Origin of the sequence: Pseudomonas sp. 9.2(2024) (assembly GCF_039695385.1) — a bacterium.
In the GTDB taxonomy this organism is placed as follows: domain Bacteria; phylum Pseudomonadota; class Gammaproteobacteria; order Pseudomonadales; family Pseudomonadaceae; genus Aquipseudomonas; species Aquipseudomonas paraglycinae.
Genome location: NZ_CP155585.1, coordinates 6,053,327 through 6,070,428 on the forward strand (window position 1 = coordinate 6,053,327; position 17,102 = coordinate 6,070,428).

Below are 17,102 nucleotides of genomic sequence, written 5' to 3' on the forward strand. Positions count from 1 at the left end.
GATACCAAGAAGAGTCCGCGCCATGCTGATCGACGAAGAATTGACCCTGAAGAAACTCGAGGTGTTCCTCGCCTTCATGCGCACCGGCAACCTCGCCCGCGCCGCCGCCGAGTTGCAGACCAGCAACGTCAGCGTGCACCGCGCGATCCATTCGCTGGAAAGCGCCCTGCGCTGCCCGTTATTCAAACACGAAGGGCGCAACCTGACGCCGCTGGAAAGCGCCTACGTGCTCGAAGAGCGGGCGCAGAAGCTGATTCAGGACGTGGTCGAAAGCGTGCGCCTGACCCGCGAAGCCGCCGGGTTCTCGGCCGAGCGCTTCAAGCTTGGCTCGCTGTATTCGCTGACGGTGAAAACCGTGCCGCAGCTGATCATGGGATTGAAAATCCGCCGCAGCGAACTCAACATCGACCTGATCCTCGGCTCGAACATCGACCTGCTCTACAAGCTGAAAAACATGGAAGTCGATGCAATCCTGGTGTCGCTGGACGACACCGTCAACGACCCGGACTGCGAGCAGATTCCGCTGTTTTCCGACGACATCTTCCTCGCCACCCCGGCGGACTCACGCTTCGCCCAGCGCAGCGAAGTGGACTTGGCGGAGGTGCGCGACGAAACCTTCATCACCCTCACCCAAGGCTTCGCCACCCATCAGGACGGTATCCGGGTGTTCAGGCAGGCGGGGTTCGAGCCGAAGGTGGCGATGCAGGTCAACGACATCTTCACCCTGCTGAGCATGGTCAGTTCCGGGGTCGGTTACGCGTTGCTGCCGGGGAGGATTGCGGTGGTGTACGAGAACCGGGTGAAGCTGATTCCGTTGCAGGAGAAGTACCGGTTGCAGCAGCACATCGGGGTGGTGTTTTTGAAGGCCAAGGAGCGGGATCCGAATTTGCTGGCGTTGTTGGCGGAGTGTCGGATGTATGCGAATCGCCAGTTGGCGGTGTGATTAAAAGCAGATCAAAAGCTTACCCCCTCACCCCAGCCCTCTCCCCCAAGGGGGCGAGGGGGAAAGGGAGCAGATCTCCATCGGTTTCGAGTCCTGAGTTCGACACGGAAATTTCAGGTCGATAAAGCTGACCCATCCAACTCGGTCGGTCCCCTCTCCCTCGGGGAGAGGGTTAGGGTGAGGGGCTTTTGACGTTCAGCCAACAATCCCGCGAACGATGAAGAACAGCAGCGATGGCCCAAGCAGGCACCCAAGCCCGGTGTGGAAGGTCGCGGTCAAAGCGCCATAAGGCACCAACCGCCGATCCGTCGCCGCCAGCCCCGCCGTCACGCCGCTCACCGTCCCGGCCAGCCCGCCAAACACCATCGCCGAGCGCGGGTTATCCAGGCCCATCCAGCGCGCCGCCACCGGCGTGCCGACCATCACCAGAATCGCCTTGATCAACCCGGTGGCAATCGACAGCGCCATCACATCCGACGTCGCGCCAATCGCCGCACCGGTCACCGGCCCGACGATGTAAGTCACCGCACCCGCGCCGATGGTGGTCATGCTCACCGCATCGCGATAACCGAACGCGTAAGCCATGCACGCGCCGACAATGAACGGCAGGATCGTGCCCAGCAGCAGCGCAATCACGCCGATCATCCCGGCCTTCTTCGCCTCGGTCGCCTGCACTTCAAACGCCGTGGCAACGATGGCGAAATCCCGCAGCATCGCGCCGCCCATCAGACCGATGCCGGAGAACAGCGTCAGATCCGCCAGCCCCTTCTGCCCGCCCGTCATCGTCCCGCCGACCCAGGCCAGCACCAGGCCGATGACGATGGCAATCGCCGAGCCGTGAATCCGCCCGAACGTCAACCGCTTGGAGAGAATCACCGAGACCCACATGATCACGCCGACGAAGGCGAACGCGGTGATCAGACCGTTGTGTTCCAGACCTTTTTCAATGAGATCCCACATATCAGCGACCTCCTACCGGTGTGCCGACCGGGGAGATTTCCGCCGGTTCGTCGGGCAATGGCTCGCCCTTGTGGGTGCGGCTGATCAAGGCAATCGTGCAGCCACAGACCACCACCGAACCGATCGCCGCCAGCACCGCCACCGGGCCGCCGTGCAGGGCGGTGACGACGTTCTGTTGCGCGGCCATAGCCACCACCACCGGAATGTACATGGCGCCCCAGAAGCCGACGCCCATCTCGCAATCCTTGGTCATGCCGCCGCGTTTCTGCATCCACAACCGCGCGCAGATCAACAGGATCATGGCGATGCCGACCCCGCCGACGTTGGATTTGACCCCCAGCAGCACGCCGAGCAGGTCACCCATGATCACCCCTGCCAGCGTACAGATCGCCAGCAGCGCCACACCGTAAATAATCATTGTTGTAGTCCTCAAAGTGCATCGTCGAATTGTTTTTGTTGTTCGAAGCCTGAGTCGGTGATTTAGGGTCGTCGGCCCTCCTCTTCACGCAACAGCGCCTGCAAGGTGTCGAGCCGGGCACTGTCGAAGGCAGTGACAGTCCCCTGTTCGAACACCCGGCGCGCCAGCCCGGTCAGCACCGCACCGGGCGACAGTTCGATCTGTAGACGTACGCCGCGCTCGTAAGCGCTTTGCACGGTGCCGCGCCAGTCCACCACGCGGCACATGTTGAAGGCGAGGTCGTCGCGCAACGCTTCTACCTGGGTCACAGGCCTTGCGCGGCTGCCGCTCAGGTAAGCGATTTTCGGTGTTTTCAGTTCTACCCTGGCGAACGCTTCGGCGAGGGTTTGCGCAGGCTCATCCAGTAACGGGCAGTGCGACGGCACGCTGACCGCCAGACGTTTTGCCAGACCGGCGCCACGACCGCGCGCCAGCTCGGCGACCGCTTGCATCGCCTGGTCACTGCCGGCAATCACCACCTGGTTATCGGCGTTGATGTTGGCCAGGTACACCGGTGTTTCTGCGCCGTGCACCTGTGCCAGCAGCGTTTCGACTGTGGATAATTGCAGGCCGATGATCGCGGTCATGCCGAAGCCCTGTGGATAAGCCTGCTGCATCAACTCACCGCGCAGGCTGACCAGATGCAGCGCATCGCTGAAGCTCAACGCTCCGGCGACCACCGCTGCCGGGTAGGCACCGATGGACAGGCCGGCGACGTAATCTGCGGTAAGTCCGTCCTGCAACAACTGTCGCGAGGCTGCAACGCCGGCGATCAGCAGACACAGCTGAACCGCCCGGGTGCTGCGCAACGCTTCGCTGGAATCCAGCCGCAAGACATCTTCACCGAGGCTATCGCTGGCCTCGATCAGCGTTTCCCGGGGCAAGCGCTGGAGCATGCCGGGCTGCTGCGCGCCCTGACCGGGAAACACCAGCAGGCTGCTCACGCTGCCTGCTCCTGCGGGTTCCACGGATCAGACACCAGACAGGCTTCATGGGCGTTTTTCAGCAGCACCCTCGAAGCATTTCCGGCCCATTCGCGCAGAGCGACGGCACCGAATGGTGTCTGCAATTGCAGGTCGACCCGGCAGATTGCCTGATCGAAAACCGCGATCAATTTACGTGCCTGATTACGGGTGATGAGTTGTGGCGTACGCAGGATCAAATCGAGATCACTGGCCTCGTGCATGGCTGCAAACCCGCTCGCCAATTCAAACCCGGCACTGCCACTGACACCCCAGATCCAGCCGCAATCATCGAGCACCGGCCGCAATTGCCGCAGCGCCTGCATGACCGGCAAATCACGCTCGCTCTCGACCTGACAAAGCGCTTCCGGGCTGACCCGACAGGCAATCGAATCGATCGCCATGAACGCCGCCAGCCGCTGCTCGCGCAACAGACCGCGCACGCCCACCGCCACGAATCCGTCTTCACTCAACGCCCGCCGCACCACCACCGGTTGCCCGGCAGCGAGCGAATCAATCGCCCACTGCGACGCATCCGCCGGCAATTGCTCAGGCGTCATGCCCCACAGCAAGTCGTGGGCGAGAACGCTGTTCACCACTGCGCCCTCAGCAGTTCACGTACACGGCTGGAGGCTTCGCGATTTTTCGCGCCGAGACGATTGCTCAAATCCGTCGCGCCAACATCGCCGATGGCCTGGGTCAGGCACTCGGTCACCCGCGCCAGATCCTCCGCCGTCGGCTGTTCGATCTGCTGCACCGACAGGGTTTCCCAAAGCAATCCAAGGCTGGCATAGCTGTCGATGTCATAGGCCATCGGCGGCACGCTGGACGCCAGGGCTTCCAGTTCTTCGACGCTGCGCAAGGTCACCCGCGCCGCCGAAGCCTTGCCCATCGCATGCACCATCACCCCCGGATCACGCAGGGCGATCAAGCGATTGGCCTGATATCCGTGAGCGAGAAACGCCCCGGACATGGCCTTGCCCACCAGTAGCGCAATCACCGGATGCCCGGCCAGACGCGCGCGGGCATAAGCGTCCGCCGCGCCGGCCAGGGCCTGATGAATGCCGAGGGCTTCTTCGCGACGACCATAGGCCTGGCTCGGCACATCGACGATGGCAATCAATGGGCGTTTTTGCGTTTTGTCTCGGTCGGCGGTGATCGCATCATCCACCGCCTTGGCCAGACCCCAGCCTTCGAGCAAACCGACTTCGCCATTGCGAGCGCGAGGGAAACGGTTTTGCGGATCGGCGACCACCGCGATAAAACGCCCGAGTGGCCCGTCGGCGACCTTCAGCGAGGGCGGCAAACCTTCAACCGCATTCGCGCCAGCACTCAAGGCGTTGAACCAGTTCAAACCGCGCACGGAATAACCACTCATGAGCGCTCTCCTTGATACAGATCGCGAACCACCGAAGGCTCGATTTGCTTGTCAGTGTCCAGGCTCGTCAGGCGTTGCAGGAACCACTCGGCCCGTTGACTGCGCGGTTGCGCCGGCAGGCCTTGTTGCAGCAACTCGCCGACCTGCTGGCGAATCTGCGCCGCGTCATCGGCGACATAACGGTCCACCAGACCACTGGAGAAACGCTGCTCGCCACCGGTCAGGCTCCAGATGAAGGGCCGGTCGCGGGAGTCGTATTCCTCGATCCCGGCTTCCTGCTCGATCACCTGCGGACCGTTCAGGCCGAGGCGCGCTTCCTGGGTCACCAGCAAATAGCTGCATAGCGCGGCGGCAATCGACATCCCGCCAAAGCAACCGACGCTGCCGGCCACCACGCCGACCACCGGTTGGTACTGCTGCAGATCGACAATCGCCGCGTGGATATCGGCAATCGCCGCCAGCCCGAGGTTGGCTTCCTGCAAGCGCACGCCGCCGGTTTCCAGCAGCAGGATGGCGCGGGTCGGGATGCCTTTGCGGTTGTCCTCGGCGGCCAGTTCCAGTGCGCCGGCTATCTTCGCGCCGCCGACTTCACCGAGGCTGCCGCCCTGAAACGCGCCTTCAATCGCCGCGATCACCACCGGCAAACCATCGAGGCGGCCCTTGGCGATCACCACGCCGTCATCGGCCTGCGGCACCACGCCCTGACGTTCCAGCCACGGCGACATGACGCGTTGAAACGGGTCGAGCAGTTCGCGGAAGGTGCCGGCGTCGAGCAAGGCTTTCGCCCGCTGCCGTGCGCCGAGTTCGACGAACGAATGTTTGTGCAAAAGTGCCGAGGTGTCAGTCATGGCCGAGCTCCTCGAAGCCTTGCTCCAGACGCAGACGCACCACGCCCGGGGTCGCGCCGAAGTCGTGGATATCGATAGCCATCGCTGGCGGTGTGGTGCCGTCGAACATCCGCGCAAACAGATGCTGCCAGCGCTGCTCGGCGCCATTGACCGAGGTCTGCACATTGATCGTCAGCTTGCCGGCCAGGCCCGGTTCGATCAGCACTTCCAGATCGCCCGAGCCGACACAACCGACCAGAGCCCGACCACGCGGCGGCTGCCCGGCGGGGAATTCAAAGGATAAGGTTTCCATCAAAACGCTCCCTGAAGGATGCCGTCGCGCTCGATTCGATCAAGCAGCAGAGTGGCGGCGAGCAAGTCGGCGGCGCCACCGGGCGAGGCATTCAATGCGATGAGTTGTTGATCCAGTTCGTGCAGGCGGCGGCGACCGGTAAGGCTGGCGCTGCCACCGGCGTCGAGCACTGCCTGGGCGCCGTGCTGCATGGCGTGCAGGCCCGGTTCGCCGGCGCGGTACAGCACGCAGGTGTCGGCGAGGTCGGTCATGATTGCGAGCAAGGCGTCGAGCCTAGCGTTCTGTTCGCCATGACCGGTGGCGCGGCTGCGTTTGAGCTGCGGCAGGCCGCGTTGCATCACCGACGGGAAGCCGAGTTGCGCTTCTTCCCGAGCACCGCGAGCGCCGTAGCGTTGAGCGACCTGTGCGCCGTGGCTCAGCGGGCGCGGCGCATAACGGTCATCGAGCAACGCCAGACGCGCAGCGCGCAGGGTGACGGCGCCAGCGCTGGTGGACTTCATATCCAGCGCAGCAGCTGTGACCAACAGGCCCAACGCCCAGATCGCCCCGCGATGGGTGTTCACACCGTGGGTGGTGGCGAGCATCGCTTGCTCGCCTTCCCGGCCGATGCGGCCGATCGCTTCGCGCAGCGGCAAGCCGATCTCGCCGAACTCGAGCGCGGCTTCGGCTATTTCCTTGAACGCCGGCCACAGCGCCAGCGCCGAGGCGTGCATCAATCCCAAATGCAGATCGGTGTGCGCACCGTTGCCGCGCCGGTCGACCAGCGCCGGTTTCGGCGACAGGTCGGCTTCGTCGATCAGCGCGTCCACGGCCAGATCCGCCAGCCGTTCGGCGAGGGTGATGGTTTTCGGTTGCAGGTTGAGTGCGTGCATTACCAGCTCCTGAACTTGGCGGGCGGGTTGTAGAGGCCGCCGGACCACTCGACCAGATCGGCCACGCTTTTCGCCGCGAGCAATTCACGGGTGGCGTCGGTGCGACGGATGCCGAGGTCTTCGGGCAAGGCGATCAGGCCTTCACGGCGCATGCGTTCGGTGTCTTTCGGGTTGTGGCGCAGGCCGATGGCGGTGACGCCGGCGACCGCAGCGATCATCGCCTGACGCTCTTCCAGCGAGCGCGCCTTGTACAGGTAGGCGATGCCTTCTTCGGTGAGCAAGTGGGTGACGTCGTCGCCGTAGATCATGATCGGCGCCAGCGGCATCCCGCTTTTCTTTGCCACCTCTACTGCGTCGAGGATTTCGACGAAGGTCGGTTTGCCGCCCTCCTGGAAGGTCTCGACCATTTGCACCACGAGCTTCTTGCCGCGTTCGAGCATCGGTTGCTGCGAGTCGTCGTGGCGCATATCGAGCCAGGCCGGGGTGCCGTGACGGCGTCCTCGCGGGTCGTGGCCCATGTTTGGTGCGCCGCCGAAACCAGCGAGGCGGCCTCGGGTTACGGTTGAAGAATGACCATCGCCATCGACTTGCAGGGTCGCGCCGATGAACAGGTCCACCGCGTATTGCCCGGCCAGTTGGCAGAACATCCGGTTGGAACGCAGCGAGCCGTCACGCCCGGTGAAGAACACATCAGGGCGGGCGGCGATGTAGTTTTCCATGCCCAGTTCGGTGCCGAAGCAATGCACACTTTCGACCCAGCCGCTTTCAATCGCCGGGATCAGGGTCGGGTGCGGATTGAGCGTCCAGTTACGGCAGATCTTGCCCTTGAGGCCGAGTGATTCACCGTAGGTCGGCAGGATCAGTTCGATGGCGGCGGTGTTGAAACCAATGCCGTGGTTCAGCGACTGCACGTTGTGTTTTTCGTAGATCCCGCGGATCGCCATCATCGCCATCAGCACGTGCACAGGCTTGATGTGACGCGGGTCGCGAGTAAACAGCGGCTCGATGTAAAACGGCTTGTCCGCCACCACCACGAAATCCACCCACGATGCGGGGATGTCCACGCGAGGCAGTTCGCTGACGTCGTCCACCAGCTGATTGACCTGGACGATGACGATGCCGTCGCTGAAGGCAGCCGGTTCGATCAGCGCCGGGGTGTCTTCGGTGCTCGGGCCGGTGTAGATGTTGCCGGCACGGTCGGCCATGAACCCGGCCGAGAGCACGACGTTGGGGATCAGGTCCACCACCAGCCGGGCGTAAAGCTCGATGTAGGTGTGGATCGCACCGACTTCCAGCAGACCGTCTTCGAGCAACTGGCTGATGCGCAGGCTCTGTGTACCGGCGAAGGAGAAATCGAGCTTGCGGGCGATGCCGCGTTCGAACAGGTCCAGATGCTCGGAGCGACCGACACTGGGCATGATCATGTGCAGGTCGTGGAGCTTTTCCGGATCGGCCTTGGCCAGCGCACGGGAAAGAAAATCCGCCTGCTTCTGGTTGTTGCCCTCCAGCACCACACGGTCGCCCGGATGAATCAGCGCTTCCAGTGCCGCGACGATTTTGTCGGTGGGCAACACCGCACCGTCGGCCAGCCCGCGCACCTTGTCGAGGCGCCGCTGCTTCTCGTCACGCCGCCGCGTCCAGCGCGAGTCGGGGGAATTGGTTATTGTCATGCTCACTCCACGGGGTTCGCTGTCGTGGAGCTACCTTAGGAGTGTGATCGAGGGGCATCAATCAAGCGCGGTGGCGAACCGTTACGGTGAGCGTAATGAATGCTGGCCTCATCGCTGGCAAGCCAGCTCCCACAGTGAGTGTGGTGATCCAAGCTTTTGTGAACGACCTAGAACTTTGTGGGAGCTGGCTTGCCAGCGATGAGGCCAGTGAGATCGCCGCAGACCCTGGTTCAGTGAACCAGTCCGGCATCCACCAACAATTTCTCCAATGCCAACAAATCCGGCACCTTCGCCACCTGCTCCCCCACCTGCACCGCCGCCTGCTCCAGCGCACACAGCGGTACGTCAACATAACTCAACTGGCTGTCGAGCTTGTACGAGCGCGGAATCCCCTGCACCAGCAGCGCGATGAACTTCAACTCCGGCCGCCCGCCGAGGGCATTGAGGATGACGATCCGTGCCCGTTCGCCGATGACGATTTTTTTGTTGCCGCACGCCGACTCGAAGCTCAGCAACGGAATCTGCCGCTCACGCCAGGTCACCCGACCGAGATACCACGGCGGTGTGTCGAGATCGAAGGCGCTGGACTGGTAGTCGATCAGCTCGGCGACGGCGACGTTGGGCAGGATCAGGTTGCGATCCGCCAGCGGCAGCAGCAGCCCGGTGAGCTGACTGGCGCGTTGATTGTGCTGGCGCTCATGCATGTTTTTTGCTCCACAGGGCGATGCTTTCGAGCAGCACCGATTCCTGGTACGGCTTGCCGAGGTAGTCGTTGACGCCGATGGCCATCGCGCGGTCGCGGTGTTTCTGGCCGGTGCGCGAGGTGATCATGATGATCGGCAGGTGTTGCAGGCGTTCGTCGCGGCGTACCTGGGTCGCCACTTCGAAGCCATCCATACGCGGCATTTCGATGTCGAGCAGCATCAGGTCCGGCATGTGTTCTTCCAGCAGCAGCATGGCATCGACCCCGTCCTTGGCGGTCAGCACGTTCATACCGTGGCGTTCGAGCAGACGGCTGGTGACCTTGCGTACCGTCACCGAGTCGTCGACCACCATCACCAGCAACGGCTTGTGCGGTTCGCTCTCGATTTCATGGCCGGCCGGACGCTGCGGCAACCGCGCCTGCATCGCGCGGATCGGCGCCAGCAGGTCGAGAATCAGCACCACCCGGCCATCGCCGAGAATCGTCGCCCCGGAAACGCCCTGCACCGAGGCGAACTGCGGGCCGAGGCTCTTGACCACAATCTCGCGGGTGCCGGCCATCGTGTCGACCTGCACCGCGATGTGCCGGTCGTTGCACTGCACCAGCAAGACCGGCACCGGCAGGCTCTGGCCGGACAGTTTCGGCCGTGGCACGGTTTTCAGCAGCTCGCCCAGATAGCACAGCTCATAACACTGGCCGCCATACTGATAAGTCGGCGGGTCGAGACGGAAATGCCCGTCCAGTTCATTCGGCAGTACGCGGACGATGCCGTCGATGGTGTCCAGCGGAATCGCGTATTGATCCTCGCCACACTGCACCATCAGCGCACGGTTGACCGACACGGTGAACGGCAGGCGAATGCGAAAATGCACGCCCTGCCCCGGCACCGAATCGATACTCATGGTGCCGCCCAGTTGCCGGACTTCTTCATGCACCACATCCATGCCCACGCCGCGCCCGGAAATCTGGGTGATTTTCTCGGCGGTGGAAAAACCTGGCTGGAGGATGAACTGCAACACTTCGCGGTCGCTGATGTCGGCGTCCGGCGCCAGCAGGCCACGCTTGATCGCCTTGCGCCGCACGGCGTCCAGCGGCACACCGGCGCCATCGTCGCGGATGTCGAACACAATGTCGCCGCCCTCGCGGGACAGGTCGAGGCTGATCTGCCCTTGTGCCGGTTTGCCCGCCGCCAGCCGGACTTCGGCGGACTCCAGACCATGGTCGACGGCATTGCGCAGCATGTGTTCCAGCGGTGCGGCCATGCGTTCGAGGACGTTGCGGTCCATCTCGCCTTCGGCGTTGCCGACGCTGAACGCCACGTCCTTGCCCAGCTCTTCGGCGACCTGGCGGACGATGCGTTTCAGACGCGGCAACATGCGCTCGAACGGCACCATGCGCGTGCGCATCAGGCCTTCCTGCAACTCGGTGTTGATCCGCCCCTGCTGCTGCAACAGGTTCTCGGCGTCGTGCGTGCGCCGGTCGAGGGTTTCCTTCAAGTCCAGCAAGTCGGAAGCGGACTCGAACAGCGCCCGTGACAGTTGCTGCAACTGGGAATGACGGTCCATTTCCAGCGGGTCGAAATCTTCGTAGCCGAGGCGCTCGGCATCCACTTGCTGACGGCTGAGGATCCGCCCCTGGGTTTCGGTGTCGAGCCGGCGCAACTGATCGCGCATGCGTTCGATGGTGGTTTCCATCTCGTGCAGGGCGGTCTGCGCATCGCTGACTTGCTGTTCGATACGCCCACGGAAAATCGAGGTTTCGCCGGCGAGATTGACCAGGTCATCCAGCAACTCGGCGGAGACCTTGACCATGTCTGCCCCGGCCTCGGGCGCCGGGGCAGCAGGCTCGGCCTTGACCGCCACCGACGGCACGGGCGCCGGGGTTTGCACGACCAGCGGATGGCTGAAATTCTGGATCGCGCTGATCAACCGGTCTGCCGGTGGGCACGGCTGGCCGGCGCGCACCGCGTCGAGCATCTGCGCCAAGCGGTCCTGGCCGCGCTGCAACAGCGCGAACAGTTCGGCGCTGCCTTGCAGGGTGCCGGCGGACAAGCTTTCGTAAAGGTTTTCCAGCTCATGAGCGAGGTCGCCAATCGGGCCGATTTCCACCATCCGCGCGCCGCCCTTGAGGGTGTGCAGGTCGCGCAGCAGGGTTTCCACTTCCTGGCGATTGCCGGGCTCGGCCTGCCAGCGCAGCAGCGCGGCGCCGGAGTTTTCAATGATGTCGAAACCTTCTTCGAGGAAGATTTCCAGCAGCTCCGGATCGTGTCCGGGGCCGTCCTGCGTGACGCTGGTTGGTGGCGTTTCAGGGTTGGCGGCCGAGCCCTGACGGAAACGGCGGATCGCCTCGATCAGATCCTGCGCCGGATCCAGCGGCTGGTGCCGGTGCAACTGTTCGAGGAACTGTGCCAGACGCTCGTGGCTTTGACGCAGCAATCGGTCGAGGGCTTCGCTGTGGCTGTAACGACGATCCACCAGCCCTTCGTAAAGGCCTTCCAACTCATGGGCCAGATCGCCGACCGCTGCAACCTCGGCCATTCGCGCACCGCCCTTGAGCGTGTGCAAATCCCGTTGCAGCGACGACAGCGGTGCGCCGTTTTCCGGATCCTTCAGCCAGCGCTGCAAGGCTTGGCCGGCGCTGTCGAGAATGTCCACCGCCTCTTCGAGGAAGATCTCGACGATCTCGTCGTCCGGCCCGCTGTCGACGCTGTGTTGTTGCAGTTCGGCGGTGGCGCTGCCCAGTTCGCGGATGCTCAGGGTGCGGCTGCCGTCGCTGCGGATCAGGCCCATGGCCGACGGATCGAGGCTCTCGTCGAGCAGTTCGTGCAAGGCGCGGATGAGTTGCGGTTGCGGGGTGATTTCCTGGCCGGCGGCCAGTTCGTCGAGCATGTTGATCAGCGCTTCGTGGGCCTGCTGCGCCTCATGGAAAAACCGCTCGCTGACCGCCAGGCTGCTCTCTTCGACGGCGCCGTACAGGTCGAGCAAGGCTTCACACAACACATCCACCGGCAGCAGATCGGCGAGGTGCGCGCCTTCGCCCAGGGTGGTCAGCTCATCCAGCAATGCACTGAGTTCCTGACGTTCACCGGGGTGCTGCTGCCAGCGCTGCAAGAGGTTTTCGGCGTCGAGCAGGATGTCCATGCCCTGGGCCAGGAAGTTGTTGATCAGTTGCGGATCGCGCTTGACCCGCACCGCACTGCTCGGGGCATTGAGGATCAATTCCAGACGCTCGCCGAGCAGGGTTTCGGTGCGTTTGATCAGTGACTGCGCACCGACAATCGGCGCCAGTGGATCGTGTTTGAGCTGACGCAGACCGACGCGGAACAGGCCCTCGGCTTCGAGCAGCAGTTCCACTTCGTCCAGATCCAGCGCCAGCTGATGGGCCTTGAATTCCCGGGCCAGCTTATCGAGCGGCGCCGCCAGTTCGGCAATCGGCGACACCCCCGCCATCGAGGCGCTGCCCTTGAGGGTGTGCAGCGCTCGCTGCAATTCGTCGCTGGCCTGTAACGGCACATGCTCGGCAGCCTGATCGAGAAAACGGTTGAGACTGGCGAGGTGGGTTTCGGCTTCGTTGCGGAAAATCTCCAGCAACAGCGGATCGAGGGCCGCGACGTCTTCCACGTCTTCGGCCGGCAGCGGCGTGTCGCCCTTGGCCAGCGCGTGGGCGCGAGCCGCCAGTTGATCGACATCGTGGCGCTGACGCTGACCGTTGGTGGCGAATTCGGCGATCAGGTCCGGCAACAGCAGCAGTGTGTCGGCCAGCAACTGGCGCACCGCCGGGCCGGGTTCAACGCTGTGTTCCAGCACGCGGTTGAGCAGGTTTTCCACCGCCCAAGCCAGCTCGCCGAGGACCAGCGCCCGCACCATCCGACCACTGCCCTTGAGGGTGTGGAAGGCGCGGCGCAGTTCACTCAGGGCGGCGCGGTCATTGGGCTCGGCAGACCAGCGCGGCAGGTATTCGCTCAGCACTTCGAGCACTTCCCCGGTCTCTTCGAGGAACACTTCGCGCAGCTCGTCATCCACCGGTTCTTCATCGGCCGGTGGCGGCAGCAGGCTGCCCGGCGTGGTCAGCGCCGGCGGGTTGACCGCCGACACCGGACTGGCCAGTACTTCGGCCAACGACTGCACGATCTGCGGATCGTCCAGCTCCTGCAAATCCTGCATCACCAGTGCTTCGCTGGGGCTGAGCACATCATCGAGCACCGGCACGTGCGGCTCGCCGGGCTGTTCGTCAGGAAAGAAGCCGAGACTGGCGAGGCTTTTCTGCGCGATATCCAGCAAGTGTTCGCTGGGTGCCTGCGGGTCGTCGGTCAGGCGTTCGAGGTAGTACTCAAGGCTGGTGATGGCGTCGGCGAGGCTGTCGAGTTGCTGCCAGCCCGGCTCGTGAGGGTCGAGCAACAGATGCTCGCGGATAAATCCGTTGCAGGCTTCGAGCAGACTTGCCGCGCGCGCCAGCGGAATCATCGCCAGCGCGCCCCGAACTTGGGTCAGCAGTGCCGGCAGGCTTTGCAGTTGCTGGCGATCCCAGTCGGCGTCGATGTAGTCGACGATCATGTCCTTGGCCTGTTGCAGGCAGATGCGTGCTTCCTTGATCACGATCTGATGGATCTGCGTCAGGTCGGTGGTCGGCAGGCGCGAGTCTTCCGGGCTCTCCGGCTCGACGGTGCCGACCATCCCGGCCAGGGTCGCTTCGACGTAGAGCAAGGCGCCGGCGACGTCCATCAGCGTGGCGTCGTTCGGTTCGCGCTGGCCCTGCGCGAGGCTGAGCACCACCGCCAGTTGATCGATGATCACCTTGCGCGGCTGGCCGAAACCAAGCACCGCGAGGGTGTCGGCGATCTGCCGCAGCGGCGCCAGCAGGCTGTCCAGATCCGAAGCGTGCTGGCGGTCGCTGCGCACGAACAGGTCGAGGCGTTCCTTGACCCGCACCAGTTCTTCGCACAGCGCCGCGAGCACCGAGCGCATGGCATCGCGATCGGGGCCGGCCAGGCGCGCGCGTTCTTCGTCGACCATCGCGCTGTCGGGCAGCGCGTCGTCCAGGGAGTAGCGATCTTTCATGGTCAGCATCTGCCCGGTGGGATGTTCGGCTTTGGCGATATAAAACAGCAGGCTTTTCAGCAGTTCAGGCGGTGGCGGCTGGTTGAGGCCGGGCATGCCCTGTTCGAGCAGGCGCTTGAGTTCCTTGTCGGCATCCTTGAACAGGCTGCGCAGAGCCGGGCTGTTGGCGATCCGCCCTTCGCGCATGCCCTCGACGAGTGCCGAGGCGACCTGCCACAACGGGCTCAGCGGCGAGTTACCGCTGAGTGCTTCAAGCCGGGTAAAGACTTTGGCGAGATAACCGAGGTGCGTCTGATCGTCCTGTTCGCGGAGCAATCCGACCAACGCCATTTGCAGCATCTGACGCAACTTGCGCAGCACATTCGGCAGCTCCGCCGGTTCCAGCAGCGCCAGGGTTTCCTCGCCCAACGGCGCCAGTTCAGGCAACTGCGGGCTGAACAGGCTGGTTTCCGACAACAGGCTTTCGCCCCGGGCGCTGCGTAAATCGTTGATCAGCGGCAGCACCACCAGCGGCAGGTCACGGCGGGCGCCCTGCACGCGGTCCAGGTAAATCGGCAACTGACCCAGCGCCTGCAACAGCAAGTGCAGCGCTTCGTCGCGGTGGCTGACGCGCTCGTTCTGCAGCGCTTCGACCAGGTGTTCCATCTCTTCGGCGAGCAGTGCCGCGCCGTAGAACTCGACCATCTGCAGACTGCCGTGCACCTGATGGATGCAGGCCAGGCATTCGTCCAGCCCCGGCACCGACTGCGGATCGTCGAGCACGGCTTCGATGGCCTGATGCGCCTGCCTCAGCGTCTCGGCTATTTCACCCTTGACCCATTCGAGGGCCACGTAGTCGTGCCGGTCACCCATAACCACTCCGCTCGACATGGACTCGCCCGCAGGCCTCACGCCTTGTCCGCGACGGGCGCAGGCGCCGCCGGCAAGGTGAACCCGGACACCGAGCGACGCAACTGGCTGGCCATTTTCGCCAGGTTGCCGATGCTCTCGGCGGTGGCCGTGGAGCCGGACGAGGTCTGCGAGGTGATCTGCTGGATCACGTTCATCGTCAGGGAAATCTGCCCGGCCGAAGACGTCTGCTGCTGCGCCGCGTTGGAAATGCTCTGGATCAGCGCCGCAAGGGTCTTGGACACGCCTTCGATTTCTTCCAGGGCCACACCGGCATCCTGCGCCAGCCGCGCGCCGCGCACCACTTCAGTGGTGGTCTGCTCCATGGAAATCACGGCTTCGTTGGTGTCGGTCTGGATCGCCCGCACCAGCGTTTCGATCTGCCGGGTCGCGGCGGACGAACGCTCGGCCAGCCGCTGCACTTCGTCGGCAACCACGGCAAAACCGCGCCCGGCGTCACCGGCCATCGAGGCCTGAATTGCCGCGTTGAGGGCGAGGATGTTGGTCTGGTCGGCAATGTCATCGATCAGGCTGACAATGTCGCCGATTTCCTGGGACGACTCGCCCAGACGCTTGATGCGCTTGGCGGTGTCCTGGATCTGTTCGCGGATGTTGTCCATGCCGTGGATGGTGTTGTGCACCACCTCGTTGCCCTTGTTGGCGATCTCCACCGACCGCTCGGCAACCGCCGAGGATTCAGCGGCGTTGGCCGACACCTGATCGATGGACTGGGCCATGTCGCTGATCGCGGTCGAGGCTTCGGAAATCTGCTGGGCCTGATGCTCCGAGGCCTGGGCCAGGTGCATGGCGGTGGCCTGGGTTTCCTGCACCGCAGCGGCGACCTGGCCGGCGGTGAGGTTGATGGTGGCGACCAGATCGCGCAACTGGTCGACGGAATAGTTGATCGAGTCGGCGATGGTGCCGGTGAAGTCTTCGGTCACCGAGGCGGTCACGGTCAGGTCACCGTCGGCGAGGTCTTCGATCTCGTCGAGCAGGCGCATGATCGCGTTCTGGTTGCGCTCGTTCTTCTCGGCGGTTTCGCGCAACTGACGGTTGGTTTCCCGGACCATGACCATGCCGATCAGGATGATCGAGGCCAGCGCCAGCAGGCCCAGCACGTAGCCGCCGATGGTGTCGGTATTGCGCCCGCCGGCGAGGTTTTCGAAACCGGTGGCCAGGTGCGAGGCCTCGTCGAGCAGGGTTTGCGACAGGCTGAAGATATTGGTGGCCGATTCACGGACCTTGAACAGCTCCGGCGAGGTTTCGAGGATTTCATCCACCGAACCCGAGACGAACTGGAACAGTTCGGAAATTTCGCTCAAGCGAGCGCGGGCGTCGCGGTCTTCGACCTGGCTGATCTTCAGCGCCGGGTTGCCTTGCAACATGCCATTGAGCACCTGACCGAAGCGCGCGGCATCGCGACCAAACGCGTCGGCGGCCTGCTGGGAGTTTTCATCGCCCGACAGCACGGTGTTCACCGCGCCGAGAATCCGCTCGGCCAGCAGCGACTGACGCTGAGCCATCGCCACCTGCGCCGCCGGCGCACCGCGTTGCAGGAGGATTTCCACGACCTTTTCGTATTCGATCTGCAATTGCGGCACGGTTTCAGCCAGGGTCGCGGCCACCTGATGCAGCGACAGCACGGTCTGTTCGCTGGAGAGAATCGCGTCGGTGTTTTTCAGCAGGCGTTCCCAGTCCAGCTGCACGGCGCGCATTTCCGGGCGCACGACGGATGGAGCCGGCGGCAGGCCGGTGGCCGGGTCGCCTTTCTTCAGGTAACCCCAGCGCTGGGCAAAATCGTTGCGCGCATCGCTCAACAGCTTGAACGCGGCGGCCTTGCCGGCGGCGGCTTCGGTGGCGTTCTTGGCGATCCGCTGCGACAGCACCCGCAGCTCGCCGGCGTGGCCGATGTACTGCTTGTCGTAGTTGGCCTGGGTGTTGAGGTAAGCGAAGTTGGCGAACAGCAGCATGATGAACACGATCAGTGCGATGAACAGCACGATGATCTGTGAGCGGCTGCGCGAGCCTTCTGCGGGCTTGCCTGTTTTTGCTTTGATCATCGGTCCTCGCCT

Annotated in this window: 13 protein-coding genes; 1 reads left to right on the plus strand and 12 read right to left on the minus strand. The window is 63.8% G+C overall.

Annotated elements, in window-relative coordinates; genetic code table 11:
• Positions 1-22: 22 nt before the first annotated feature.
• A complete protein-coding gene (locus ABFB52_RS27390; RefSeq protein WP_129972235.1) occupies positions 23-943 on the plus strand; it encodes a LysR substrate-binding domain-containing protein in 921 nt (306 codons plus the stop codon).
• 195 nt (positions 944-1,138) lie between these two features.
• On the opposite strand, the gene madM is transcribed toward ABFB52_RS27390, so the two are convergent.
• The 12 genes from madM to ABFB52_RS27450 form a co-directional block, all read right to left on the minus strand.
• Positions 1,139-1,903: a malonate transporter subunit MadM gene (gene madM / locus ABFB52_RS27395; protein ID WP_007953314.1), complete on the minus strand. Its 765-nt coding sequence runs from the start codon at positions 1,901-1,903 to the stop codon at positions 1,139-1,141.
• A gap of 1 nt (position 1,904) precedes the next feature.
• Complete coding sequence (gene madL, locus ABFB52_RS27400; protein WP_007953315.1) at positions 1,905-2,321, minus strand: malonate transporter subunit MadL; 417 nt, start codon at positions 2,319-2,321, stop codon at positions 1,905-1,907.
• A gap of 62 nt (positions 2,322-2,383) precedes the next feature.
• Positions 2,384-3,304 carry a malonate decarboxylase subunit epsilon gene (gene mdcH, locus ABFB52_RS27405; protein WP_129972236.1) on the minus strand — a complete coding sequence of 307 codons (921 nt, stop codon included), beginning with the start codon at positions 3,302-3,304 and terminating at the stop codon, positions 2,384-2,386.
• Entirely contained in the window at positions 3,301-3,921 is a 621-nt protein-coding gene (locus tag ABFB52_RS27410; protein ID WP_102716727.1) for a malonate decarboxylase holo-ACP synthase, read from the minus strand. Before ABFB52_RS27410 ends, mdcH begins: the two co-directional genes overlap by 4 nt.
• Complete coding sequence (gene mdcE / locus ABFB52_RS27415; protein ID WP_102716726.1) at positions 3,915-4,700, minus strand: biotin-independent malonate decarboxylase subunit gamma; 786 nt, start codon at positions 4,698-4,700, stop codon at positions 3,915-3,917. The genes ABFB52_RS27410 and mdcE overlap by 7 nt, the downstream gene beginning before the upstream one ends.
• Positions 4,697-5,548, minus strand: coding sequence for a biotin-independent malonate decarboxylase subunit beta (locus ABFB52_RS27420; protein ID WP_102716725.1), 852 nt, complete (start codon positions 5,546-5,548; stop codon positions 4,697-4,699). The genes mdcE and ABFB52_RS27420 overlap by 4 nt, the downstream gene beginning before the upstream one ends.
• Positions 5,541-5,840, minus strand: coding sequence for a malonate decarboxylase subunit delta (locus tag ABFB52_RS27425; RefSeq protein WP_102716724.1), 300 nt, complete (start codon positions 5,838-5,840; stop codon positions 5,541-5,543). The genes ABFB52_RS27420 and ABFB52_RS27425 overlap by 8 nt, the downstream gene beginning before the upstream one ends.
• Complete coding sequence (locus ABFB52_RS27430; protein WP_129972237.1) at positions 5,840-6,712, minus strand: triphosphoribosyl-dephospho-CoA synthase; 873 nt, start codon at positions 6,710-6,712, stop codon at positions 5,840-5,842. The genes ABFB52_RS27425 and ABFB52_RS27430 overlap by 1 nt, the downstream gene beginning before the upstream one ends.
• The gene (gene mdcA / locus ABFB52_RS27435; RefSeq protein WP_129972238.1) at positions 6,712-8,382 is read right to left on the minus strand and encodes a malonate decarboxylase subunit alpha; all 1,671 of its coding nucleotides are present in this window, start codon (positions 8,380-8,382) and stop codon (positions 6,712-6,714) included. Before mdcA ends, ABFB52_RS27430 begins: the two co-directional genes overlap by 1 nt.
• A gap of 230 nt (positions 8,383-8,612) precedes the next feature.
• Entirely contained in the window at positions 8,613-9,086 is a 474-nt protein-coding gene (locus ABFB52_RS27440) for a chemotaxis protein CheW (RefSeq protein WP_129972239.1), read from the minus strand.
• Positions 9,079-14,994, minus strand: a complete 5,916-nt coding sequence (locus ABFB52_RS27445; protein WP_129972240.1) for an Hpt domain-containing protein — start codon at positions 14,992-14,994, stop codon at positions 9,079-9,081. Before ABFB52_RS27445 ends, ABFB52_RS27440 begins: the two co-directional genes overlap by 8 nt.
• Before the next feature lie 35 nt (positions 14,995-15,029).
• Positions 15,030-17,090 carry a methyl-accepting chemotaxis protein gene (locus ABFB52_RS27450; RefSeq protein ID WP_102685771.1) on the minus strand — a complete coding sequence of 687 codons (2,061 nt, stop codon included), beginning with the start codon at positions 17,088-17,090 and terminating at the stop codon, positions 15,030-15,032.
• Positions 17,091-17,102: the final 12 nt, after the last annotated feature.